The sequence below is a fragment of the Kitasatospora aureofaciens genome (genome assembly GCF_019192735.1).
Lineage (GTDB): Bacteria > Actinomycetota > Actinomycetes > Streptomycetales > Streptomycetaceae > Kitasatospora > Kitasatospora aureofaciens_A.
The window spans coordinates 96,993-119,412 of the sequence record NZ_JAHTKP010000020.1 but is presented as its reverse complement, the minus strand read 5'-3'; the positions used below and the strand labels follow the sequence as shown (position 1 = coordinate 119,412).

The window sequence follows — 22,420 nt, the reverse complement described above, 5'->3', positions numbered from 1 at the left end:
GCAGGTAAGTAGGTCTGGGCGTCATCCTACGAGTACTTGCTTGCCGCCCGGCAAGGAGCCCCCGTGTTCCAACCCCCGTAAAGGGCCGCCCCAAAACGGCCCCGACCTAGTGTCGCCCGTCCGCATACCCCTTGACCTCGTGCTCGGGGTGGAGACAGCTCCCCCTCAGGGTGGAGCTGTCCCCTACCCCCGGGGAGGAGACATCAGGGTCGCGGGGGTAGGGATAACCCCACCCCCGGCCCGACCCAGGCTCCGGGGACGGCTCCCCCACCGGCCGGATTCCGGCTCAAGTCCCCAGGTGATGGTCTGACAGATGCCCACCGGCGGCCGGGCCCCGCATCGCACGGGGCGCGGTCCGCGTGCGTCATGATGATCACCGTCCGGGTGTCCTCCGCATGGGCTCCCGGTGGACTCCCGCACTCCCGCGGAACGCACCCCGACGCGGAACGCACGCCGACCGGACGGAGCAGCGCCATGATCCCCTTCGACGAGGGCCGCGCCCGGCTGCTGCTCGCCCACGCCTGCGAGTCGGCCGGTCTGTCCGGCCCCGGCGACGCGCGGCTGATCGCGCTCGGCGAGAACGCCGTCTTCGACCTCGGCGACCCGGCCGTGGTCGCCAAGGTCGGCCGCGGCCCCGAGCTGTACGAGCGGGCGCACCGCGAGCTCACCGTCGCGCACTGGCTGGCCGGGCAGGGCGTGCCGGTGGTCCGCCCCTACGGCGCGGTGGCGCCCGAGCCTCAGCTCGCGCACGGCCACCCGGTCACCTTCTGGCACCGGCTCGCCCCCGCCGTCCGGCCCGCGCGCCCCGCCGACCTCGCCCCGCTGCTGCGCGCCCTGCACCGGCTGCCGCTGCCGCCCTTCACGCTGGCGCAGCGGGACCTGCTGGCCCCGGTCGAGCGCTGGCTGGCCTCCGCCGAGGGGCACGTCGACCCGGCCGACGTCGCGTTCCTGCGCCACCGCCGGGACGCCTTCGCCGCCGCGCTGCCCGACCTCGCCCCGCACCTGCACCCCGGCCTGATCCACGGCGACGCGCTGCCGCGCAACGTCCACGTCGGCCCGGACGGGCCCGTCCTGCTCGACCTCGAAAACGTCTCGCACGACCTGCGGGAGCACGACCTCGTGGTGCTCGCGCTCAGCCACGACCGGTACGGGGTGCCGGGCGAGGAGTACCGGGCGTTCACCGAGGCGTACGGCTGGGACGTGCGGGACTGGCCCGGTTTCACGGTGCTGCGCGGGGCCCGGGAGACGGCCAGCGCCTCGTGGGTGGCGCAGCAGGCGCCGGACAACCCGGCCGCGCTGGCGGAGTTCCGACGCCGGGTCGACTCGCTGCGCGACGGCGCGACGGACGTGCGCTGGTACCCGTTCTGACCGTCGTTCCGCGGGGGGCGGGATAACCGCTGGGGCGCAGGGACGCCAGCCGGGCGCATGTGAGAAGACTCCTACGACGGTTCGGTCCGGCTCGCAACCGGGCCACGTACGCTCGGCGTCCTATCGGACAGTCATCCTGACCGAGAGGATCGGCACCCGCCCAGCACCCCAGGAGCCGCCGCCATGCGCCAGCCCGCCGCCCGTCAGCCCGCCTCCCCGAAACGCTCGGACCGCTCGGACCGCCTCCGCCGGCAGCTGATCACGGGCAGCATCGTGGTGGCCGCCGCCCTGGGCCTGGCCGCGTGCGGGACGGCCAGCGGGGCCCTCCAGCCGACGCCGAGCGGCTCGTCCCCGGCGCAGAGCCCGATCACCATCCAGCCGGCCACCGACCCGGCGCCGACCGGCTCGGCGACGACCGGCTCGGCGACGACCGGCTCGGACGGCGTGCCGGTGGGCACGGACGGCGCGTCGGCGGGCACGGGCAGCTCGGACGCGCCGCCGACCGGCCCGAGGACGCCGAAGACGCCCGGCACCCCTTCGACTTCGACGGCCCCCGCCGGGGCCCCTGCCGGCACCCCCGCCGGGCCGACCACGGTGATCGGCTCCACCGCCTCCGGCGGCCGGACCGTCGCGCTCACCTTCGACGACGGCCCCGGCCCGGCCACCCCGCAGATCCTGGACCTGCTGGCCCAGTACAACGTCAAGGCCACCTTCTGCGAGATCGGCCAGAACGCCGCCGCCAACCCGGCCATGGTCAAGCGCGTCCTGGCGGCCGGGCACCGGCTCTGCGACCACAGCGTCCACCACCCGCAGCCGTTCGCGAAGCTGCCGCACGACAAGGCCGTGTCCGAGATCTCCAACGCCAAGGACATGATCGTCCAGGCCGGTGGCCCCGGCACCCAGATCACCTGGTTCCGCGCGCCGGGCGGCGGCTTCAACGCCGACAACGAGCACATCACGGCCGGCCTGGGCATGAAGTCGCTCGGCTGGTCCGTCGACCCGCGCGACTGGTCCCGCCCCGGCGCGCCCGCGATAGTCTCCGCGGTGCAGAGCCAGCTCAAGCCGGGCGGCGTGATCCTGATGCACGACGGCGGCGGCGACCGCAGCCAGACCGTGGCGGCGCTGAAGCAGCTGCTGCCCTGGCTGGTCGCACAGGGGTACACCTTCGACTTCCCGGCGGCATAGGCCGGTTGGCGGTTCGCCCGCCGTTTGACGCCTGGACGGAGGGCGCGGCTGCTGGGCGACCTCGGCCGGCTGTGCCGTCGGTGCCGCCCGCTACGGTGGGCGCGTGACGGAAGCCGCCGAACCCACCCCCGCCGACCTGGTCGCCGCCCTGCCCGCGCTCGCCCGCTACCTGCGGCCGGCCACCCTGCTCCACCCCGAGGCCGGGACGCCCACCGCGCACGGGAGTTCGGTCGGCGGCCCGCCGCTCTGGCCGGCCGGCGCGCCCTGGCCGCACTGCACCGCCGGACACCTCGACGACGCCTACGAGGACGTGCCGCTGCAGGACCGCGAGATCATGGAGACGATCGACCGCGCCGTCCGCGAACGCGCCCGGGAGCACGACGGCGCCCACGTGCTCACCGAGGACGAGTACGCCGAGACGCGCCGGATCATGAACGGCGCCGACTCGCTCGACCACGTCAACTGGCGCACCCACCGCACGGTCCCGGAACCGCCGGCCGCCGCGATCGCCCTCGTCCCGCTCGCCCGGATCCGCGCCGCCGACGCGCCGCACCTGCCCTGGCCCGACGGCACCGACCTGCTCCAGGTGCTCTGGTGCCCCAACGACCACGACGACATCCAGGACGAGCGCTACTACTACGGCCCCGCCGTCGAACTGCACTGGCAGCGCGCCGCCGAACTCGGGTCCGTCACGCCCCCGCAGCCCCGGCGGTCCGACGAGTACTACCTGCCCACGGCGTGCGTGCTGCGCCCCGAGCAGATCCAGGACCTCCCCGACCGGGACGAGATACCCGACGAACTCCACCGCGCCGCCGAGGAGTTCGCCGAACGGCACGGCATCGAGTACCACCGCGGCCTGGCCTGCGCCGAGGGCTGGAAGCTCGGCGGCTGGCCGTCCTGGCACTCGACCGACCTGATCCCGATCGACTGCGGCGCGTGCGGCACCCGGATGCGGCACCTGCTCACGGTGGAGAGCGGCGGCGACCCTGACCTCAGCGTCGGCCGCCACGGCGAACTGCACGTCTTCCTCTGCCCGGAGGACCGCAGCCACCCGGTCGGCCTGGACCTCCAGTAGGTCAGCGGACGGGCAACAGGGTTCAGTGGACGGACAGCCGGTAGACCTGCCGGGAGCCGCCCTCCGGGCCCGGCCCGGCGGCCTCCGCCGGCGCGAAGCCCAGGCGCTCGTAGAAGACCCGGGCGCCGCTCGCCACCGCGCCCGGGTGGTCCGCGCCGAAGGTCACCACCTCGACGGTCGCCGGGCCCCGGACGTGCCGGCGCAGCACGTCCGCGACCAGCGCCCGGCCCACCCCCGTCCCCCGGGCACGCTCGGCCACCACCAGCCAGTGCAGGTGATGCGCTGGGGGCTCGCCTCCGAACAGCAGACCGCCGAGCAGGCCGCCGTCCGGCCCGCCGTCCACCACCGTGGCGAGCTCGCGGTCGATGTGCTTCGTGACGGCCCGTTGGAAGCCCGGATCGTCCACCATCGGCCCGAACCAGTGCTCCACCTCGGCGGCGAGAGCGAGGAAGCCGGGCAGGTCGGCCGGTCGGGCGGGTCGGGCGGGTCGGGCGGTCATCCGGAAATCCTGGCAGAGCGGCGGCGGTGCCTGGTAGTGTCGCGATCTTCGCCGGTTCCCCCGGACGGAGTATCCGGCAGGTGGCCGTGACCGACCCTCAGGACCCTCAGGACCCTCAGCAGCAGCTCCGCGACGCGCTCGACGCCCTGGACTCCGCCGTCGCCCCGTACGCCGAGCAGCCGTTCACCAGCGGCGGCTGCACCTACTGCTACAGCGAGGCCGACCTCGTCGCCCTCGCCGGGCCCGCCCGGCTGGTGCCCGACGAACTGCTCGGCCTCGTCGCCACGGAAACCCCCGACCACTGGGACGACTTCCCCGGGCTGTACCGCCGGCTGACCCCTCGGATCGTCCGCGGTATGGTCGCCGACACCCTGCCCGTGAGCCACGCGTGGATCGCCTCCTGGCTGCTGCGCGCCCGCTGGCGGGAGTGGCCGGCCGCCGAGCGGGACGCCCTGGACGCCGTCTGGTCCGCCTGGTGGACGGCCGTCCTGGACGCCCACCCCGGGACGGTCGGCTCGGCTTCCTACGTCCTGGAGACCATCGCCGTCGTCACCGGCGGCCTGGCGCCCTGGCTCGACGAGTGGGCGCGGACCCGGACCGCGGCCGCCGACCGGCACCTCGACGACGCCGTCGACGACTGGCTCTTCGAGGGCCAGCTGACGGACCTGTGGTACGGCTTCCTCAACGACGTGCACGCCACGCCGGAACTGCTGCCCTGGCTGCTGTCGCTGGAGGACGGGCGGATCGGGGCCGCGTCGTTGGAGCTGATCGAGATCATCGCCTACGGCTGAGCCGGCTCCTGTTCGGTCATGATCACGCCCGTGCCCGGCGACGTAGGGCTCATGACCATCGCCGTCCTCCTCGCCCGGACGGTCGACGCGGCGGCCCGTCAGCTCGGTCCGGGCCGATCCATGGCGGAGGGCCGGGAGTCCGGCGCTACCGCAACGGCCAGCGCGGGTCGATCACGGCCTGCGGGTCCTTGCCCCGGCGCAGCCACTCCTGCAGGCCCTCCGCCCACTCCCGGTACCACCCGACCTGCCGCTCGTGCAGCACGGCCGGCGGGACGTCGCCCACCTCGGCCCGGTAGCGCTCGGCGAGGGCGACGGCGACGCGGACGGCGGCCAGGGCGTCGCTGCCGGCCTCGTGCGCGTCGGTCAGCTCGACCCCGTACACCTCGCAGACCCGCTGCAGCGTGCGGGAGCCCTTGCGGTACTTGTCCACGGCCCGGTCGATCACCAGCGCGTCCAGCACCGGCCCGACCGGGCCGCCCAGGCGCTCCGCGAGCGGCGCCAGCCCGTACCGGCGCAGCTCGGCGTCGAGCAGCGACAGGTCGAACGGCGCATTGAACGCGACCACCGGACGCCCGCCGGCGAGGCGCTCGCAGAGCGCCGCGGCTATCTCGTCCACCGCCTCCTCGGCCGGCCGCCCCTTGCGCCGGGCGACGTCGTCCCCGATGCCGTGGATCGCCTCCGCCTCGGCCGGGATCGGCACCCCGGGATCGAGCAGCCACCCGGTGGCACCCAGCCGGCGGGCCCCGACGGTGTCCACGAGCGCGGCCGTGACAATGCGGTCCACGGCCGGGTCGGTGCCCGTGGTCTCCAGGTCGAAGCCGACCAGTGGCTGCTGCCACCAGCTCATAAGGGTGTGTCCTTCCGTCCCGCCGATCGAAGCAGCCCCTATCATCACCCGCCCCACCGACAACCCGGCCAACGGGGCAGCCGAGGCCGTCCGGAGCCTGGAGTCCGGCCCCTCCGCTTCCCCCCTTCCCCGCGCCCCTGTTGGGGCGCGGGGAAGGGGGGAAGCGGTACGGTCGACTGGGTTCGGACGGCCGCGCCCGGTGTTCCCGAGAACGCTCCAACGGTGAACGCCAGTAGGCTGGTTGGGGCGCGGTCCGGGCGTCAGGGAGCCGTCGGGAAGGTGTGGGCGAGCCAGTCCGTTTCGTCGTGGACGCCTGGGAGGTCACCGTCCGTCCCGCCTACCGCCCTCCGCCCGCGCGCCCGAGGGCGAGGCGGCTGGGTAGCACGCTGGATGCCACGGCGAGCAGCAGGCAGACGGCGGCTGCGGTGCCGAGTGGCGCCCAGGGCAGGCGGAGGGCGACGGTGGTCTGGCCGGCGAGGATGCGGTGGTTCAGCAGCGCGGTGGTGCCGTACTGGGTGAGCGCCGTGACGGCGAGTGCGAGCACGGCCGCGGTGGCGACGACCAGGACAGCCTCCAGCGCGACCATCAGCAGCACCTGGCGGCGGACGGTGCCGGCCAGCCGGAGGGTGGCGAAGTCGCGCTTCCGGTCGGCGGCGGACATCACCATGGTGTTGACGATGGCGATGAGCGTGTAGAGCAGGGCGGGGCCGAGGATGGTGCTGGTGGCGATCCACGCGTAGTGGGCGCCGGGGTCGGGGCCGGGCTCGCGGGCGTCGGTGAGCGCGCCGCCGAGGGTGTCGGCGGGGGCGGCGGAGAGGTGGACGGCGCCGGGGCGGGCGCCGGCCAGGTGCGGGGCGACGGCGTCGCCGCTGAGCAGGACCTGGTCGAGGCCGAGCTGGGTGCGGTAGACGAGGGCGAGCCGCAGCGCGGTGACGGTGCCGTCGGCGAGCCGGAGGTTGACCTGGTCGCCGAGTTTCCAGCCGTGGCCGCGGGCCTGGTCGGTGGAGGCGGCGAGGGTGGCGCCGTGCAGGTCGGCGGCGCTGCCCTGGACGGCGGGCAGGGTCCAGGCGTTCGCGAGGTCGCCGTCGACGACGGTGGCGGCGGACGGTACGGAGGCGGCCGAGTCCTCGGTGTGGTCGGCGAAGGCGGCGGTGTCGGCGCCGAGGCCGGTGACCACGGTGGGGGTGGTGGCGGTGGCCCGCAGGTCGGGCCGGCCGGCGGTGAGCCGCCGGAGGGCGTCGGCGGGCAGCGGCTGCGCGCCGGGGCGCAGCACGTACCGGGCGGCGGTGGTGGCCCGGCCCTGGGCGGTCATGGCGTCGGCGAAGGCGGCGGTGGAGCCGATGGCCGTGCCGGTGAGGGCGATGGTGAGGAAGGCCGGGGTGGCGGTGGAGACGGTCCGGCGGACGGCGGTGAGCGCGTTCTGCCGGGCGAGCAGCGGGGCGGCGGCGACGGCCCGGCGCAGCGGCGCGCTGAAGGCCCGGACCAGGAGCGGGACGAGCACCGGCGCGAACAGGGCGACGGTGGTGATGGTCATCAGGTCGGCGGCCATCACCCACTGGGAGGCGAGCTGCGGGTCGCCGGGCTGGTCGGCGGCGGCGCCGGGGGTGGCGGGCAGGCTCGGCGCGGCCAGGTAGTAGCCGACGGCGGCGGCCAGCGCGGCGAGTTGGGCGAGCGCGCAGGCCCAGCGCAGCGGCGTCATGACCTTGCGGTCGACGGCGGCGTCGCCGAGCGCCTCGACGGCGCGGACCCGGCCGGCCCGCAGGGCGGCGGTGACGGCTCCGAGCAGCGCGACGAGCAGGCCGACGGCGGCCGCGACGAGCATCGGGGTGAGGGCGGGCCGCGCGGTGAAGCCGTCCGGCGCGGCGCCGCGGGCGACCAGCCAGGCGGCCAGCGCGGGCGCGGCCGGCAGGGCGAGCAGGCAGCCGGAGACGGCGGCGGCCAGGGCGACGGCGGCGGCCTCGCCGGTGATCAGCAGCACCACCTGGCGGGGCGTCGCGCCGACGGCGCGCAGCATCGCGATCTCCTGGCGGCGCTGGGCGACGGCGAAGGCGAAGGTGCCGGCGACGACGAAGACCGCGACGAAGGCGGCCATCCCGGCGGTGAAGGTGAGCACCTTGTGCAGGGAGGGCGCGCCGAGCGGGGAGTCGTCGCCCGCGGTGTTGTCGAGCAGGACGCCGGTGGTGGCGACGAGGGTGACGCCGAGGGTGAGGGCGACGTAGGAGCCGGCGAACGCGGCCTTGCGGCGGCGCAGGCCGGCGGTCGCCACCGGCAGCAGGGTGGCGATACTCATGCCACGGTCTCCAGGGCGGTCATCCGCTCGGCCACCTGCTGGGCGGTGGGCCGGGGCAGGTCGTCGGCGAGGCTGCCGTCGGCGAGGAAGAGCACGCGGTCGGCGTAGGAGGCGGCGACCGGGTCGTGGGTGACCATGACGGTGCTCTGGCCCTCGCGGTCGACGAGGTCGCGCAGCAGGGCGAGCACGTCGCGGCTGCTGGAGCTGTCCAGGGCGCCGGTCGGCTCGTCGGCGAAGAGCACCTGCGGCCGGGCGATCAGGGCGCGGGCGATCGCGACGCGCTGCTGCTGGCCGCCGGAGAGCTGGGACGGCAGGTGCCCGGTGCGCTGGCCGAGGCCGACCTGGGCGAGGGCGCGGTGCACCTCGTCGCGGTCGGGGCGGTGCCCGGCCAGGCGCAGCGGCAGGCCGACGTTCTGTTCGGCGGTGAGCGAGCCGACCAGGTTGAACGCCTGGAAGACGAAGCCGAGCTTCTCGCGCCGAAGGACCGTCAGCTGGGTCTCCGTCAGCCCGGCCAGGTCGACCCCGTCGAGGGTGACCCGGCCGCTGTCCGGGCGGTCGAGCCCGGCGCTGCACTGGAGCAGGGTGCTCTTGCCGGAGCCGGACGGGCCCATGACGGCGGTGAAGGTGCCGCGCGCGAACTCGACGTCCACTCCCCTGAGCGCGTGGACGGCCTCCGGGCCGGTTCCGTAGGTGCGGTGCAGTTGTTCGAGGCGCAGAACGGCCCCGTCATCCCCCGTGATCATCACGGGGGCTATGCCTACCACGCACGAGGGCGAACAGGCCAGCTCAAGGGGCGGAACGTTCCTGCTGGTCGACGGCCGGGACGGTGTCCGCGCCCGCCGCCGGACGGACGAGGTAGACGTCGATCGGGTCCTCGTGTTCCAGCACGAACCCGTGCCGCTCGTAGAGCCGCCGGGCGGCGCTGCCCTGGAGGACGTCGAGCCGGACCGGCACGCCCTCCGCGTCCGCCTCGGCGAGGATGTGCCGCAGCACGGCGGTGCCGAGGCCGCGGCCCTGGAGGCGGCGGTCGAGGTAGAAGTGCTCCAGCCAGCGCCCGCCCTGCTCGGCGGGGCGGACCGTCACGGAGCCGGCGAAGACGCCGTCGACCAGCACGATCGAGGTGTACCGGGTGGAGAAGCCGTCCCGCAGACGGCGGCGGACCCGCTCGTCGTCGTAGCGGCCGAGCCGCTCCAGATCGGCGCGCATCACGTCGGCCTTGAGATCGGCGATGATCTCGACGTCGGCGGCGGTGGCGGGGCGCAGGGTCCAGTCGGAAAGGCTGTTCACGGCCCGCAGTGTTCCAGCCGCGCCACCGCCCTGACCAGCGGATATCTCAGGATACGGGCCGGGAGTCCCCCCACACCCCCTCGAACTCCTCGCGGTAGACCTCCAGCAGCCCGGCGTCCGTCCCGCCCGGCTGCTGGCCGGCGCCGCCGCGCAGCACCAGGGCGGGGGACTCCATGCCCCGGGAGCGGCGCAGGTAGGGCTGGATGACGCCGAGGTCGCGGGTCTGGCGCCGGCCGCCGCCGGGCTGGCCGGCCGGGCGCGGGCCCTCGACCAGGTAGGCGGTGAAGCGCGGGGTCTCGTCGAAGACCCGGATCTCGAAGCCGCCCGGGTCCCGCAGCCGGGCCCGCACCCGGCGGACGTGCATGATGTTCATCTCGATCGAGCGGGACAACTCGCCGCGCCCGAGGCCGAGTTCGCGTTCGCGGCGGCGGACGGCGCTGCTCGCCGGGTTGAGGAAGAGCAGCCGCACCCGGCAGCCGTCCCCGGCGAGGCGGACCAGCCGCTTGCCGGTGTAGTTCTGGCAGAGCATGCCGAGGCCGATGCCGAGCGCGTCCAGCCGCCGGGCGCCGTCCAGCAGGTCCTCGACGGGCAGGTCGCGCTGGAGCCGGACCCGGTCGGCGTGCACCGCGACGACGTCCGCGTACCGGCCGGCCACCAGGGACTCGACGACGTCGGCGGGCACGCCGCCGGTGCCGCCGTCGAGCAGGGCGAGCAGGCGGGCGGCGGCGCGTTCGGTCTGGGCGAGGACGGTCTGGGTGAGCACCCGGTTGCGGGAGACCACGTGCCGGGCGACCTCCAGTTCGTCCAGGGCGAGTTCGATGTCGCGCCGGTCGGCGAGGTAGGGCTCGAAGCAGGGCCAGTGCTGGACCATGAGTTCGCGCAGCTGGGGCAGGGTGAGGAAGACCAGCGGGTCGTCGTCGGCGGGGTCGAGCAGGTAGCCCTTGCGCCGGCTGACCTCGCGGACGGCGCCGGCGCGGTGGGCCCATTCCTCGCCGGCCGGTCCGGCGGCGGCGGTGACCCAGTCCTCGCCGTGGGCGGGGGCGTAGATGGGGTGCAGGACCTCGTCGACGAGGGAGCGCAGCCGCTGTTCGACCAGGTTGAGCCAGACGTAGGCACGCCCGGAGAGGCGGACGCGCTGGTAGGCGTCCTCCCATTCGGCGCCGGACCAGGCGAGGGCGGGGATCTCCACCGGGCCGCCCTGGGCGGGCACCAGGGAGCGGCCGGACAGGGTGGGGCGCATGACGACCGTGGGGGCCTCGCTGCGGGCGCCGCCCCGGTCGGGGCCGTCGGGCCCGCCGCCACGGCCGCCGGCGGGGAACACCATGCGCCACCTCATCTGGTTGCTTCTGCGTACTGCCTGGGTCCTGCCGGGGTCTGCTGATGGATCGGTCTGCTGATGGATCGCCACGAACGCGGGGGCGGCCGGACGATCAAGGGTACTGCCCGCCGTGAGCCGTCCGCAGCCGGTTGACCGAGGGGCGCGACGACACCACCAGGCCCACTCATCACAGGAATACCCGCCGGACGCCCGTTCGGGCGAACCGGGGACACATGTCCCGGCCGCCGGGGGAAGGCTCGGGGAGTATCTCGGGGAGTATGCGGACTGTGCCGTGCGTCACGGCGCGCGACCGCCGCACATGCCCGGCCGCCCGGCCGGGAAGAGAGCCGCTGGTTCTGGGACTACACATCAGTTTCCGTTGGCGACAAGGAAGTTGAGGACTCATGCAGGTCTGGCCCGGCAAGCCCTACCCCCTCGGCGCCACCTACGACGGGGCCGGCACCAACTTCGCGGTGTTCTCGGAGAGCGCCGACCGGATCGAGCTCTGCCTGCTCGACGAGGACGGCTCGGAGACCGCCGTCGAACTGCGCGAGACGGACGCCTTCGTCCGGCACGCCTACCTCCCGGGCGTCCAGCCCGGCCAGCGCTACGGCTTCCGCGTCCACGGCCCGTACAACCCCGGCCTCGGCCAGCGGCACAACAGCGCCAAACTGCTGCTGGACCCCTACGCCAAGGCGATGAGCGGGCACATCGACTGGGACGAGTCCGTCTACGGCTACCACTTCGGCGCCCCCGAGCGCCGCAACGACCTCGACTCCGCCCCGCACACCATGCACTCGGTGGTCATCAACCCGTACTTCGACTGGGGCACCGACCACCCGCCGCGCACCGACTACCACCGCACCGTCATCTACGAGGCGCACGTCAAGGGCCTCACCCAGCTCCACCCCGGCATCCCCAAGGAGATCCGCGGCACGTACGCGGGCCTGGCGCACCCGGCGGTGATCGAGCACCTGGCCAAGCTCGGCGTCACCGCGATCGAGCTGATGCCGGTACACCAGTTCGTCCGCGACCACCGGCTGCGCGACCTCGGCCTCGCCAACTACTGGGGCTACAACACGGTCGGCTTCTTCGCCCCGCACTCCTCCTACTCCTCCAGCGGCGACCGCGGCCAGCAGGTGCAGGAGTTCAAGTCGATGGTCAAGGCGCTGCACGCGGCCGGGATCGAGGTGATCCTGGACGTCGTCTACAACCACACCGCCGAGGGCAACCACCTCGGGCCGACGCTCTCCCTGCGCGGCCTGGACAACGTCTCGTACTACCGGCTCGCCCAGGACCAGCGCTTCTACGAGGACACCACCGGCACCGGCAACAGCCTGCTGATGCGCAGCCCGCACGTGCTCCAGCTGATCATGGACTCGCTGCGCTACTGGGTCACCGAGATGCACGTCGACGGCTTCCGCTTCGACCTCGCCGCCACCCTGGCCCGGCAGTTCCACGAGGTCGACCGGCTCTCCTCCTTCTTCGACCTCGTCCAGCAGGACCCGGTGGTCTCCCAGGCCAAGCTGATCGCCGAGCCCTGGGACCTCGGCGAGGGCGGCTACCAGGTCGGCAACTTCCCGCCGCTGTGGACCGAGTGGAACGGCATGTACCGGGACACCGTCCGTGACCTGTGGCGCGGCGAGGCCGCCGCCCTCGCCGAGTTCGGCTCCCGGCTCACCGGCTCCTCCGACCTCTACCAGGACGACGGCCGCCGCCCGATCGCCTCCATCAACTTCGTGACCTGCCACGACGGTTTCACCCTGCGCGACCTCGTCTCCTACAACGAGAAGCACAACCAGGCCAACGGCGAGGACAACCGGGACGGCGAATCCTTCAACCGCTCCTGGAACTGCGGCGCCGAGGGGCCGAGCACCGATCCGGCGGTCGAGGAGCTGAGAGCGCGCCAGCAGCGCAACCTCGTCGCCACCCTGATGCTCTCCCAGGGCGTGCCGATGCTCTCCCACGGCGACGAACTCGGCCGCACCCAGCACGGCAACAACAACGCCTACTGCCAGGACAACGAACTCACCTGGGTGCACTGGCCGGAGGACGACGGGCCGCAGGCACGGCTGCTGGAGTTCACCCAGGGGATGATCTGGCTGCGCCGCGACCACCCGGTGTTCCGGCGCCGGCGGTTCTTCCACGGGCGTCCGGTGTCCGGGCGGTCCGGGTCGGGGGCGGCCGCCTCCGGCGGGTACGACGACCTGACGGACATCGCCTGGTTCACCCCGAGCGGGGAGGAGATGACCAAGCGCAACTGGGGCGCCAGCTACGCCAAGTCGCTCACCGTCTTCCTCAACGGCTACGCGATCTCCGAGCCGGACCGGCGCGGCGGGCGGATCGTCGACGATTCGTTCCTGCTGATGTTCAACCCGCATTTCGAGCCGCTGGAGTTCACCGTGCCCGCCGACCACGGGCAGGAGTGGCAGGTGGTCGTGGACACCGCGCAGCCCCGGCTGCCCGCCCCGGGCACGGGGGCCCGGGTCAAGGCGGGGGACACGCTGTGGCTGCCCGACCGGTCGCTGATGGTGCTGCAGCGGCCGGCATGAACGCCGAGGCACCCACCCGCCTCGCCACGCCCGCGGTCACCTGTTCGGGTCAGCAACGGGTCTTGGCGGCGGGCTCCCCCGGGTACTGATGGACCTATGACCTCCGCCGCCGAGCCCGCGCAGCCCCGCCCGGCCGCTGCCCCCACTCCCGGCACACCCCCTCCCGGCACACCCACCGCCAGCTACCGCCTCCAGCTCCAGCCCGGCTTCACCCTCCGCGACGCCACCGCCGCCGTCCCCTACCTGGCCGCCCTCGGCGTCTCCCACCTGCACCTCTCCCCCCTGCTGGAGGCCGCCCCCGGCTCCACCCACGGCTACGACACCGTGGACCACGGCCGGATCAGCGAGCAGCTCGGCGGCGAGGCCGCCCTGCGCGAGCTGGCCGCCGCCGCGCACCCGCACGGCCTGCGGCTGATCGCCGACGTCGTGCCCAACCACATGGCCGTGCCCGTCCCCGAGCAGCTCAACGCGCCGCTCTGGGAGGTCCTGCGGGACGGGCCCGACTCGCCGTACGCGCGCTGGTTCGACATCGACTGGGCCGCCCAGCCCGGCCCGGCGGACGCCCCCGGGCGCGGCCGGGTGCTGCTGCCGCTGCTCGGCGACCGGCTCGGGGCCGTCCTGGACCGGCTCGTGGTGGACGGCGACGTACTGCGCTACCACGACCACGCGCTGCCGCTGCGGCCCGGCACCGAGGGGCTGCCGCTCACCGAACTGCTCGCCCGGCAGTGGTACCGGCTCGCCTGGTGGCGCCTGGCCCGCACCGAGCTGAACTACCGGCGCTTCTTCACCGTCAACGAGCTGATCGCCGTCCGGGTCGAGGAACCCGAGGTGTTCGCCGCCACCCACGCCGTACTGCTGCGCCTGCACGCCGACGGCGTCCTGGACGGCTTCCGGATCGACCACCCCGACGGGCTCGCCGACCCGCGCGGCTACCTGCGCCGCCTCGCCGAGGCCACCGGCGGCGCGTACACCGTCGTCGAGAAGATCCTCACCGGGGACGAGCGCCTGCCCGCCGACTGGCCGTGCGCCGGCACCACCGGCTACGACGCGCTGCGCCGGATCGACGGCGTGCTCACCGACCACGCGGGCGCCTGCCGGCTGGCAGGGGCGTACGAGGCGTTCGTGAGCGGCGGTCCCGGGCACGAGCCCTGCCAGGACCCCCACCCGGCGGTGGCCACGGCCCGGCGCGGACGGGCCGAGATGACCGGGCCGCACGGCGAGCTGGCGGCCGAGGTCGAGCGGCTGGTCCGGCTCGCGGTGCGGATCGGGGCCGCCGAGCCCGCGTACGCCGACCACGCGCCCTGGCAGCTGCGACACTCGCTGCAGCGACTGCTCACCGGCTACCCGGCGTACCGGCCGTACGCGCGGCCCGGGGAGCCCGTACCGGAGGAATCCGCCGAGCAGCTGCGGGCGGCGCTGAACGGCTCGGCGGACCCGACGGACCGGCTGGTCGCCGCCCTGGCGCTCGGCGACCTGGGGCGCGGCCCGGAGAAGGACGAGTTCTGCGTCCGCTTCGCACAGACCGCCGCCGCCGTCGCCGCCAAGGGCGTCGAGGACACCGCGTTCTACCGGTGGAACGCCCTGCCCGGCCTCAACGAGGTCGGCGGCGATCCCGCCCGGCCCGGCCTGCACCCCGCCGGGTTCCACGACTGGTGCCGGTACCTGGAACGCGCCTGGCCGCACAGCATGACCGCGCTCTCCACCCACGACACCAAGCGCAGCGCCGACGCCCGCGCCCGGCTCGCCGTGCTCGCCGAACAGCCCGAGGCCTGGGCCGCCGAGGCCGCCGCCTGGTCCGCCGCGGCCGGGCCCGGCGGCGACCGGGACGGCGACTGGCTGCTCTGGCACACCCTCGTCGCCGCCTGGCCGATCGACCCGGACCGCCTGGTCGCCGCCCTGCTCAAGGCCGCCCGCGAGGCCAAGGTGCACACCTCGTGGACCGCCCCCGACGCCCGCTTCGAGCACGCGCTCGCCGACCGCGCCCGCGCCGTCTACGGCCACCCCGGACTGCTCCCCCGCATCGAGGGCCGGGTGCACGCCCTCGCCCCGTACGCCCGGTCCAACACGCTCTCCGCTGCGCTGCTGCACCTCACCATGCCCGGCGTGCCCGACCTCTACCAGGGCAGCGAGGAGCCGCTGTACACCCTCGTCGACCCGGACAACCGGGGCGTGGTCGACCTCGGCGCGTTCGCCGTCCGGCTCACCGACGCGGCCTTCCCGCGCCCCGGCGACCTCGCCCGGGAGAAACTGCACCTCACCGCGACGGCGCTGCACCTGCGGCGTTCCCGCCCGCTCGGCCCCTACCGGCCGCTGGCCGCCGTCGACCTCTCCTCCGACCACCTGCTCGCCTTCGCCCGCGGCGACGACGTGGTCACCGCCGTCACCCGCCTGCCGTACGGCCTGGAGCGGGCGGGCGGCTGGCGGGACACCGTCCTGGAGCTGCCGGCGGGCGGACCGTGGACGGACGAGCTGACCCTGCGGACGTACCCGGCGGGCGTCCTGCCCGTCGCCGAGCTGCTGGCGACGTACCCGGTGGCGCTGCTGACAAGGAAGGGCCGGGCGTGAACCGGTACGAGGTGTGGGCACCCCTGGCCGCCGACCGCGTGGAGGTCGAAGTCGACGGCGCCTCCTACGCGTTGGCCCGCTGCGCCGACCGCGACGGCTGGTGGTCGGGCGAGGCGCCGGAGGGCGACTACGCCTTCCGCCTGGACGGCGGCCCGCCGCTGCCCGACCCGCGCTCGCCCCGGCAGCCGCACGGCCCGGACGGGCCCAGCCGGCCCGTCGACCACGCCGCGTTCCGCTGGTCAAAGACCGGCTGGCGCGGCCGTCCGCTGCCCGGGGCGGTGGTCTACGAGCTGCACGTCGGCACCTTCACGGCCCGCGGCACCTTCGACGCAGCAGCCGAACACCTGGACCACATCGTTGAGTTGGGCGTCGACTTCGTCGAGCTGATGCCGGTCTGCCCGTTCCCCGGCAAGCACGGCTGGGGCTACGACGGCGTCTCGCTGTGGGCCGTCCACGAGCCGTACGGCGGGCCGGAGGGGCTGAAGCGGTTCGTCGACGCGGCGCACCGCAAGGGCCTCGGGGTGATCCTGGACGTCGTCCACAACCACCTCGGCCCGTCCGGCAACTACCTTCCCGCGTACGGCCCGTACTTCACCGACCGGCACCACACGCCGTGGGGGTCCGCCGTCAACCTGGATGCGCCCGGCTCCGACGAGGTGCGCCGCTATCTGATCGGCAGCGCCCTCGCCTGGCTGCGTGACTACCGGATCGACGGGCTACGGCTGGATGCCGTGCACGCCCTCGCGGACGACCGGGCGGTGCACTTCCTGGAGGAACTCTCCCGCGAGGTCGAGACGTTGGCGGTCGCCGGCAACCGCCCGCTGTTCCTGATCGCCGAATCCGACCTCAACACCCCGCGCACCACCGCCCCGCGCGAGGCCGGCGGCCATGGCCTCACCGCCCAGTGGAGCGACGACTTCCACCACGCCGTGCACACCGCCCTGACGGGCGAATCCCACGGCTACTACGGCGACTTCGCGCACGCCCCGCTCGCCGCCGTCGCGAAGACGCTCACCCGCGGGTTCTTCCACGACGGCACCTGGTCCACCTTCCGCGGGCGCAGCCACGGGCGGCCGTTCGCCCCGGCGGCCGGGCACCGGCTGCTCGGCTACCTGCAGACCCACGACCAGATCGGCAACCGGGCGCTCGGGGACCGGCTCTCCACCACGCTCTCCCCCGGGCGGCTCGCCTGCGGCGCCGCGCTGGTGCTCACCTCGCCGTTCACCCCGATGCTGTTCATGGGCGAGGAGTGGGGCGCCGCCACCCCCTGGCAGTACTTCACCGACCACACCGACCCCGGCCTCGCCGAGGCCGTCCGGCAGGGCCGGCGGCGGGAGTTCGCCGAGCACGGCTGGCACGCCGACGCTGTCCCGGACCCGCAGGAGCCGGCCACCGTGCTGCGTTCCGTCCTCGACTGGACCGAGCTGCGGCGCGCCCCGCACGCCGAACTCCTCGTCTGGTACCGGACGTTGGTCCGGCTGCGGCGGGCCAGGCCGGAGCTCTCCGGCCCGGACCTCGGCGCGGTGCGGGTGGCGTACGACGAGGCGGCGCGGTGGCTGGTGGTGCACCGGGGGCCGTACCGGGTGGCGGTCAACCTGGGGACCGCCGAGGCCGCGCTGCCGCTGGACGGTGCCGGGCGGGAGGTGGTCGCGGCCTTCGGGGCGGCCACGCTCGCCGGCTCTGCGGTGCGGCTGGGGGCGGACGCCGTGGCCGTGATCCTCACCTGAGTCACCAGAGGAAGGTGGCGATCCGCTCCCGCAGCGACGCCGCGTCCAGGCCGTAGGCGGCCAGGTGCTCGGGAATCGAGCCGTAGTGCCGGTGCTCCTCGCGCGGCACGCCCAGGGCCAGCACCCGGTGCGGGCGGTCGGCCAGCGCCTCGTGCGCCTCGTTGGCGGAGGTCCCGGCCAGGTACGGCTCGACCAGCACCACGTCCGGCCGGTCCCCCAGCGCCGCGCGCAGCCCGGCCGCGTCGAACGGGCGGACCGTCGCCGCGTACAGCACGGTGACGTCCAGGCCCTCGGTGGCCGCCAGCACCGCGTCCAGCATCGGTCCGACCGCGAGCACCACCCCGCCCGAGCCCCGGCGCACGGTGGTGAACCGGCCCGGCTCGACCGGCACGGCCTCCGCGTTCTGGTGCGCCGAGAGCCGGACGTAGACGTTGCGGTCGCCGTCGGCGGCGGCGTGCCGCAGCAGCGTCTCGGCCTCGTCCGGGTGGCCCGGCACGTGGACCGTCCAGCCCGGCAGGGTGTCCAGCAGCGCGACGTCGCCCGGCGACATGTGGGTCCGGCCGCCGGCCGGCCAGTCGTACGAGCCGGCCGCGCTCACCAGCACCGCGCCGACGCCCTGGTGGACCAGGTCCAACTTGACCTGCTCGAAGGGCCGTTCGACCAGGAAGCTGGCGAAGGTGTGCGCGATCGGGCGCAGCCCGGTCAGCGCCAGGCCGCCGGCCGCGCCGATCAGCAGCTGCTCGCGGATGCCGACGTTGATCACCCGGTCCGGGTGCCGCTCGGCCGCCGCGGCGAAGGAGGCCGCGCTGATGTCGGCGAGGACCAGGGCGACGCGCGGGTCCGCGTCCAGCAGGTCGGCGGTGACGTCGAAGAAGCGCTCGCGCATGGTTTCCATCGTTCAAGTCCCTTGTTTTGAGGTGTGATTGGGAGCGGTGTCGGGCGCGGGAGTGCTGTGGGGCGCAGGAGTTCTTGCGCCCGGCGCTCAGGAGTTCTTGGGCTCGACCCGGGCCACCACGACCCGCGGGCGGCCCGGGTGTGCGGCGGTGCAGGCGGCGTGGAGCGCCTCGTGGTCGCGGCCGTCCACCGTCTCCGCCGACCAGCCCTCGGCCGCGAACCGGGCCGCAATGCCGCCCTGCCAGCCGTGCGTGGCCGAGGAGTTGTCGATCACCACCACGTGCAGCCGCTCCAGCCCGTACGCGCCGGCGAAGGCCACCGCCTCGTGGTTGGAGCCCTCGTCGAACTCCGCGTCCCCGACCAGCACCCACACCGCCGGGTCGGTCAGCCCCTGGGCCCGCAGCCCCAGCGCCGTACCGACGCCCAGCGGCAGCCCGTGCCCGAGCGAGCCGGAGGCGATCTCGACGCCCGGGATCAGCGTGCGGTCCGGGTGGTGGCCGAGCGGCGAGTCGTACGCGCCGAAGCTCGGCAGCACCTCCGGGTCGATGAAGCCCTTGGCGGCCAGCACCGCGTAGTACGCCATCGGGCCGTGGCCCTTGGAGAGCAGGAAGCGGTCCCGGTCCTGCGCCTCGGCCGTGGCCGGGGTCACCCGCAGCACCCGGTCGTACAGCACCCAGAGCGCGTCCAGGGTGGAGGTGGCGGCGGGGCCGTGCTTCTCGTCGCCGGTCATCAGGCCCATCAGCCCCGGGAGGTCCTCGAAGCGGGGGGCGGCGGTGCTCGGGTTGATCGCGTTCGTCGTCATGACCACGATGCTGCAACTTAAAGCCAGCTTGAAGTCAAGCGACTACAGTGGGTTCCCATGACCGCGACACCCGACCACGGCCGCGCACCCGGACCGTCCCGGCACGACCTGCTCACCATCGGCCAGCTCGCCGAGCGCAGCGGCCTCGCCACGTCCGCCCTGCGCTACTACGAGAGCCTCGGCCTGATCCACGCCACCCGCACCGCCGGCGGCCAGCGCCGCTACACCCGCACCACGCTGCGCCGGGTCGCCTTCGTCCGGGCCGCCCAGCGGGTCGGCCTCTCCCTCGACGAGGCGCGCGTCGCGCTCGACCGGCTCCCCGAGCACCGCGTCCCCACCGGCGCCGAGTGGGACACCGTCGCCACCTCGTGGCAGAGCCGGATCGACGAGCAGATCGCCGAACTGGAGCGGCTGAAGGCCAAGCTCACCGGCTGCATCGGCTGCGGCTGCCTCTCCCTGTCCCGCTGCGCCCTCTACAACGCCGCCGACCGCGCGGGCGCGACCGGCCCCGGCGCCCGGTACCTGCTCACCCGCGACCCGGCGAGCGGCCCCGAACCCGGCCCCACCGGTCCGGACGTGGAATGACCCATTGCGGCAGGGCCGTTGGGGCACCTAGCGTCCGAACTCCGGCCTGACGTCCGTGCGCAGGAGGCTGTAGCGGACGACGTCGCGCCACTCGCCATCCCGGAAGGTCATGGCCCGCTGCACACCCTCACGCGTGAAGCCGCACTTCTCGAGCGCACGCTGCTCGGCGTGGTTGGTGTCCTCGGTGTCCGCCTCCAGTCGCATCACCGGGGTGTGCGCGAACAGGTACTCCACCAGCAGGCGTTGGGCCTCCGTGCCGATCCCCCGCCCCCGCGCCTCCGGGCGCAGCTGAATCCCGATGTTCCAATAGGGGGCGCTGGTCATGGCACGCGCCCGCCGCCAGGACACGAATCCCGCGAACTCGCCCCTACAGGCCACCGTGAGTACCGACTGCTCGTCCGCGAGCAGCCCGTTCTCCGCCCACCGCCGCCGGAACCGCCCCGGATCCCGCCACCCGAACCACTGGAACGCCCCCAAGGCCTCGGGGTCGGAGAGCAGCGCTTCGAACAGCGAAAGGTCGGCCTCGGTCATCGGCCGAAGGGTGACTGCGTCATGGCTCATGCGCCTCCCAACGCCCCACCCCCGACCCCGGTTCCCCACCCGGGCGGAAGATCGACCGCACACGCTCCCCGCAACTCCGCAGCTCTGCGGGTCACCCCGGTCACCGAACTCGACGCCGCCTTCGTCAAGTGGAACGCCACGTACGACGTCGAGCGCGAGCACCGCGAGGCCTCGTCCGCGCTCGTGCACGGGGTGTTCACGGCCGGCCTGGCCGCACTGCGCGAGCGCTTCGCCGGCTAGCAGAGCGTCACGTACACCCAGCAGATCACCGACAACGCCCCCACCGCCCAGCCGAGTGCGGCCGCCACCCGGCCGCACTCGGCGCCACGGGCCCGCTGGAAGGCGGCTATCAGCGCGGTGATCGCGGCGATCGGCAGGAACAGGCAGAGCAGGAACCAGGACCAGCAGCCGAGTGCCAGCACCGGCCATATGGCGATGAGCGCCAACGGCACCCACACGGCCGCGACGACGGCGCCGGCCGCCGCGCAGGCGACCCGGAACGGGTTCCGCTCACGATAGAAGACCGGCACGGCGCAGGCAGCGGGACAGACCAGCCCGACCAGGTCCTGGAAGTACGGCCAGGCGACACCGAACGTCCCCACCATAACCGCCAACGGCAGCAGAAAGACGGCGACCGCCACCCCGGCCAGCCACCTGGCACTCGCAGGCACCACGACCACGGTTCCCCCTGCATCCATGCATTTGAACGCGTTCAAATGCATGGATGCAGGGGGAACTGCGCTGTCGCACCTGCCGTTCGTCCGCAATCGCATCGAGCACGCGCCGGCGGACGGCGGCCGACGCATCGGGGAGCCACATCACCAACTCCACGTCGAGACGGCGGCGTTCAGCGCGCAACAACCGGGCGACAAGGGTGCGCGAGCAGTGCCGGAACCACCAGGCAAGGTATTCCCTCTGCGCTCCTGCTGATGGTGGCGAACCGTCACCACTCGCATGCACACTGGTTCCTGAACGCTCTGGAGGGGTTACACAGATGGCAGTCGCAGTGCCAGCCGTGCGGTACCGACGCATCGCCGCGGAGCTGAGGAGGCTTCGCGAGCTGAAGAACCTGTCAGCCGAAGAGGTGGTCGCCCAGGTCGAGGGCGTCAACCTGGTGAAGCTCAGCAGGTATGAGAACGCCCGCGTCCAGCTGAAGCCCGATGTCGTCCGCACCCTGCTCGACTTCTACGAATGCGACGAGGAGCTCAAGGAGGTCCTCGTCGAGATCCTTCGGGACAGGCGCCGGCCCGGCTGGATGGCGGGCTACGAGCAACTGAACCCGCTTTACACGGATCTGATCCGCCTCGAAGAGACTGCCGTGGGCAACAAGTCGTATCAGTCTGCCTACATCCCCGGTCTGCTTCAGACCCGCCAGTACGCCCACGCCATCATCTCCAGTGGCGTCATCAACAAGCCCAGCGTGGAAGAGCGTGTCGAAGTCCGGATCAACAGGCAATCCGTCCTGACTCGATCCGAGAATCCACTGAAGCTGTGGGCCGTGATTCACGAGTCTGCGCTGACCATGAGCGCCGCCCCAGGTGTGATGGCTGACCAGTTGGACAAGCTGCTGCAATTCAGCCAGCTCCCCAACATCAGGGTTCAGATCATGCCTGCCATGGCTCCGCCGCACCCGGGGATGACCGGCCCCTTCGCGCTCCTGGAGTTTCGACAACGAGATCTCGACCTCGTCCTGCTCAGCGGGATGCTCAGCAGTGACTGGGTTGAGGACCCGGAGCAAGTCGACATCTATCGAGCAGCGTTCGACGAAATCATGGCAACGGCCTTGTCCCTGGACCAGTCTCGTGACCTCATCGCACAGAAGAGAGACATGCTCAAGTGACCCACTTCCCTGTCGCCTCCACACTCCCCGTCCAGTGGAGGAAGGCCAGCGCCAGCAACCCGAACGACGACTGCATTGAGGTCGCCGACGGCATTGCCAGCATCATCCCGGTCCGCGACAGCAAGGACCCCCACGGCCCGGCACTCAACTTCAGTCCCGAGGCCTGGCAGGCATTCGTGGCCGGCGTCCAAGCGGGCGACTTCCCAGCCGCGCTCTAACCGGGTTTCTGTTGGG

At 73.7% G+C, this 22,420-nt stretch carries 21 protein-coding genes; 11 read left to right on the top strand and 10 right to left on the bottom strand.

Translation table 11 applies throughout. The annotated features are described in order from the left end of the window. Positions 1-474: 474 nt before the first annotated feature. The 3 genes from KV557_RS21030 (at position 475) to KV557_RS21020 (ending at position 3,628) form a co-directional block, all read left to right on the top strand. Positions 475-1,368 carry a phosphotransferase enzyme family protein gene (locus KV557_RS21030; RefSeq protein ID WP_218202467.1) on the top strand — a complete coding sequence of 298 codons (894 nt, stop codon included), beginning with the start codon at positions 475-477 and terminating at the stop codon, positions 1,366-1,368. A 183-nt stretch (positions 1,369-1,551) separates the two neighbouring features. Continuing rightward, positions 1,552-2,553, top strand: coding sequence for a polysaccharide deacetylase family protein (locus KV557_RS21025; protein ID WP_218202464.1), 1,002 nt, complete (start codon positions 1,552-1,554; stop codon positions 2,551-2,553). A gap of 103 nt (positions 2,554-2,656) precedes the next feature. Then, positions 2,657-3,628 (top strand): DUF1963 domain-containing protein, encoded by a 972-nt coding sequence (locus KV557_RS21020; protein WP_218202462.1) that lies wholly within the window; start codon positions 2,657-2,659, stop codon positions 3,626-3,628. A gap of 22 nt (positions 3,629-3,650) precedes the next feature. Here the strand turns inward: KV557_RS21020 and KV557_RS21015 are convergent, their stop codons facing one another. Then, positions 3,651-4,127 (bottom strand): GNAT family N-acetyltransferase, encoded by a 477-nt coding sequence (locus KV557_RS21015; protein WP_218202460.1) that lies wholly within the window; start codon positions 4,125-4,127, stop codon positions 3,651-3,653. Positions 4,128-4,213: 86 nt separating this feature from the next. On the opposite strand from KV557_RS21015, the gene KV557_RS21010 reads away from it, so the two are divergent. Then, complete coding sequence (locus KV557_RS21010; protein WP_218202459.1) at positions 4,214-4,918, top strand: hypothetical protein; 705 nt, start codon at positions 4,214-4,216, stop codon at positions 4,916-4,918. A 145-nt stretch (positions 4,919-5,063) separates the two neighbouring features. Here the strand turns inward: KV557_RS21010 and KV557_RS21000 are convergent, their stop codons facing one another. The 5 genes from KV557_RS21000 to KV557_RS20980 all read right to left on the bottom strand — a co-directional run bounded on the left by KV557_RS21000 (position 5,064) and on the right by KV557_RS20980 (position 10,666). After that, positions 5,064-5,765, bottom strand: a complete 702-nt coding sequence (locus KV557_RS21000; RefSeq protein WP_218202457.1) for an exonuclease domain-containing protein — start codon at positions 5,763-5,765, stop codon at positions 5,064-5,066. Positions 5,766-6,102: 337 nt separating this feature from the next. Beyond that, positions 6,103-8,055 (bottom strand): FtsX-like permease family protein, encoded by a 1,953-nt coding sequence (locus tag KV557_RS20995; protein ID WP_218202455.1) that lies wholly within the window; start codon positions 8,053-8,055, stop codon positions 6,103-6,105. Next, complete coding sequence (locus KV557_RS20990; RefSeq protein ID WP_218202453.1) at positions 8,052-8,798, bottom strand: ABC transporter ATP-binding protein; 747 nt, start codon at positions 8,796-8,798, stop codon at positions 8,052-8,054. Before KV557_RS20990 ends, KV557_RS20995 begins: the two co-directional genes overlap by 4 nt. Before the next feature lie 43 nt (positions 8,799-8,841). Continuing rightward, positions 8,842-9,342, bottom strand: coding sequence for a GNAT family N-acetyltransferase (locus KV557_RS20985; protein ID WP_308129994.1), 501 nt, complete (start codon positions 9,340-9,342; stop codon positions 8,842-8,844). 46 nt (positions 9,343-9,388) lie between these two features. Beyond that, positions 9,389-10,666, bottom strand: coding sequence for an SAV2148 family HEPN domain-containing protein (locus KV557_RS20980; protein WP_256177721.1), 1,278 nt, complete (start codon positions 10,664-10,666; stop codon positions 9,389-9,391). Between the two features lie 398 nt (positions 10,667-11,064). Here KV557_RS20980 and glgX point away from each other — a divergent pair, with 398 nt between their 5' ends. The 3 genes from glgX (at position 11,065) to treZ (ending at position 17,504) form a co-directional block, all read left to right on the top strand. Then, positions 11,065-13,212 carry a glycogen debranching protein GlgX gene (gene glgX, locus KV557_RS20975; protein WP_218202451.1) on the top strand — a complete coding sequence of 716 codons (2,148 nt, stop codon included), beginning with the start codon at positions 11,065-11,067 and terminating at the stop codon, positions 13,210-13,212. A gap of 96 nt (positions 13,213-13,308) precedes the next feature. After that, positions 13,309-15,777, top strand: coding sequence for a malto-oligosyltrehalose synthase (treY, locus tag KV557_RS20970; protein WP_218202449.1), 2,469 nt, complete (start codon positions 13,309-13,311; stop codon positions 15,775-15,777). Beyond that, complete coding sequence (treZ, locus tag KV557_RS20965) at positions 15,774-17,504, top strand: malto-oligosyltrehalose trehalohydrolase (RefSeq protein WP_308129993.1); 1,731 nt, start codon at positions 15,774-15,776, stop codon at positions 17,502-17,504. Before treY ends, treZ begins: the two co-directional genes overlap by 4 nt. Before the next feature lies 1 nt (position 17,505). Here the strand turns inward: treZ and KV557_RS20960 are convergent, their stop codons facing one another. After that, complete coding sequence (locus KV557_RS20960) at positions 17,506-18,399, bottom strand: transketolase family protein (protein ID WP_218202447.1); 894 nt, start codon at positions 18,397-18,399, stop codon at positions 17,506-17,508. Positions 18,400-18,486: 87 nt separating this feature from the next. Next, positions 18,487-19,200 carry a transketolase gene (locus KV557_RS20955; RefSeq protein ID WP_218202445.1) on the bottom strand — a complete coding sequence of 238 codons (714 nt, stop codon included), beginning with the start codon at positions 19,198-19,200 and terminating at the stop codon, positions 18,487-18,489. Between the two features lie 57 nt (positions 19,201-19,257). Here KV557_RS20955 and soxR point away from each other — a divergent pair, with 57 nt between their 5' ends. Continuing rightward, entirely contained in the window at positions 19,258-19,785 is a 528-nt protein-coding gene (soxR, locus tag KV557_RS20950) for a redox-sensitive transcriptional activator SoxR (protein WP_218202444.1), read from the top strand. Between the two features lie 27 nt (positions 19,786-19,812). Here soxR and KV557_RS20945 read toward each other — a convergent pair whose 3' ends face one another. Then, positions 19,813-20,346, bottom strand: a complete 534-nt coding sequence (locus KV557_RS20945) for a GNAT family N-acetyltransferase (RefSeq protein ID WP_218202442.1) — start codon at positions 20,344-20,346, stop codon at positions 19,813-19,815. Here KV557_RS20945 and KV557_RS20940 point away from each other — a divergent pair. Next, positions 20,338-20,586 (top strand): hypothetical protein, encoded by a 249-nt coding sequence (locus tag KV557_RS20940; protein ID WP_218202440.1) that lies wholly within the window; start codon positions 20,338-20,340, stop codon positions 20,584-20,586. The genes KV557_RS20945 and KV557_RS20940 overlap by 9 nt on opposite strands. On the opposite strand, the gene KV557_RS20935 is transcribed toward KV557_RS20940, so the two are convergent. Next, complete coding sequence (locus tag KV557_RS20935; protein WP_218202439.1) at positions 20,583-21,017, bottom strand: hypothetical protein; 435 nt, start codon at positions 21,015-21,017, stop codon at positions 20,583-20,585. The genes KV557_RS20940 and KV557_RS20935 overlap by 4 nt on opposite strands. A gap of 323 nt (positions 21,018-21,340) precedes the next feature. Here KV557_RS20935 and KV557_RS20930 point away from each other — a divergent pair, with 323 nt between their 5' ends. Further along, positions 21,341-22,186, top strand: a complete 846-nt coding sequence (locus tag KV557_RS20930; protein ID WP_218202438.1) for a helix-turn-helix domain-containing protein — start codon at positions 21,341-21,343, stop codon at positions 22,184-22,186. Next, positions 22,183-22,404, top strand: a complete 222-nt coding sequence (locus tag KV557_RS20925; RefSeq protein ID WP_218202435.1) for a DUF397 domain-containing protein — start codon at positions 22,183-22,185, stop codon at positions 22,402-22,404. The genes KV557_RS20930 and KV557_RS20925 overlap by 4 nt, the downstream gene beginning before the upstream one ends. Positions 22,405-22,420 lie beyond the last annotated feature (16 nt).

Excerpts from the sequence above, each read along its gene's own strand:
- KV557_RS21030 (WP_218202467.1), top strand. The coding sequence starts at position 475 with ATGATCCCCTTCGACGAGGGCCGCGCCCGGCTGCTGCTCGCCCACGCC.
- KV557_RS21025 (WP_218202464.1), top strand. The coding sequence starts at position 1,552 with ATGCGCCAGCCCGCCGCCCGTCAGCCCGCCTCCCCGAAACGCTCGGAC.
- KV557_RS21015 (WP_218202460.1), bottom strand. The coding sequence starts at position 4,127 with ATGACCGCCCGACCCGCCCGACCCGCCCGACCGGCCGACCTGCCCGGC.
- KV557_RS21000 (WP_218202457.1), bottom strand. The coding sequence starts at position 5,765 with ATGAGCTGGTGGCAGCAGCCACTGGTCGGCTTCGACCTGGAGACCACG.
- KV557_RS20995 (WP_218202455.1), bottom strand. The coding sequence starts at position 8,055 with ATGAGTATCGCCACCCTGCTGCCGGTGGCGACCGCCGGCCTGCGCCGC.
- KV557_RS20990 (WP_218202453.1), bottom strand. The coding sequence starts at position 8,798 with ATGATCACGGGGGATGACGGGGCCGTTCTGCGCCTCGAACAACTGCAC.
- KV557_RS20980 (WP_256177721.1), bottom strand. The coding sequence starts at position 10,666 with ATGGTGTTCCCCGCCGGCGGCCGTGGCGGCGGGCCCGACGGCCCCGAC.
- glgX (WP_218202451.1), top strand. The coding sequence starts at position 11,065 with ATGCAGGTCTGGCCCGGCAAGCCCTACCCCCTCGGCGCCACCTACGAC.
- treY (WP_218202449.1), top strand. The coding sequence starts at position 13,309 with ATGACCTCCGCCGCCGAGCCCGCGCAGCCCCGCCCGGCCGCTGCCCCC.
- KV557_RS20960 (WP_218202447.1), bottom strand. The coding sequence starts at position 18,399 with ATGGAAACCATGCGCGAGCGCTTCTTCGACGTCACCGCCGACCTGCTG.
- KV557_RS20955 (WP_218202445.1), bottom strand. The coding sequence starts at position 19,200 with ATGACGACGAACGCGATCAACCCGAGCACCGCCGCCCCCCGCTTCGAG.
- soxR (WP_218202444.1), top strand. The coding sequence starts at position 19,258 with ATGACCGCGACACCCGACCACGGCCGCGCACCCGGACCGTCCCGGCAC.
- KV557_RS20940 (WP_218202440.1), top strand. The coding sequence starts at position 20,338 with ATGGCTCATGCGCCTCCCAACGCCCCACCCCCGACCCCGGTTCCCCAC.
- KV557_RS20945 (WP_218202442.1), bottom strand. The coding sequence starts at position 20,346 with ATGAGCCATGACGCAGTCACCCTTCGGCCGATGACCGAGGCCGACCTT.
- KV557_RS20930 (WP_218202438.1), top strand. The coding sequence starts at position 21,341 with ATGGCAGTCGCAGTGCCAGCCGTGCGGTACCGACGCATCGCCGCGGAG.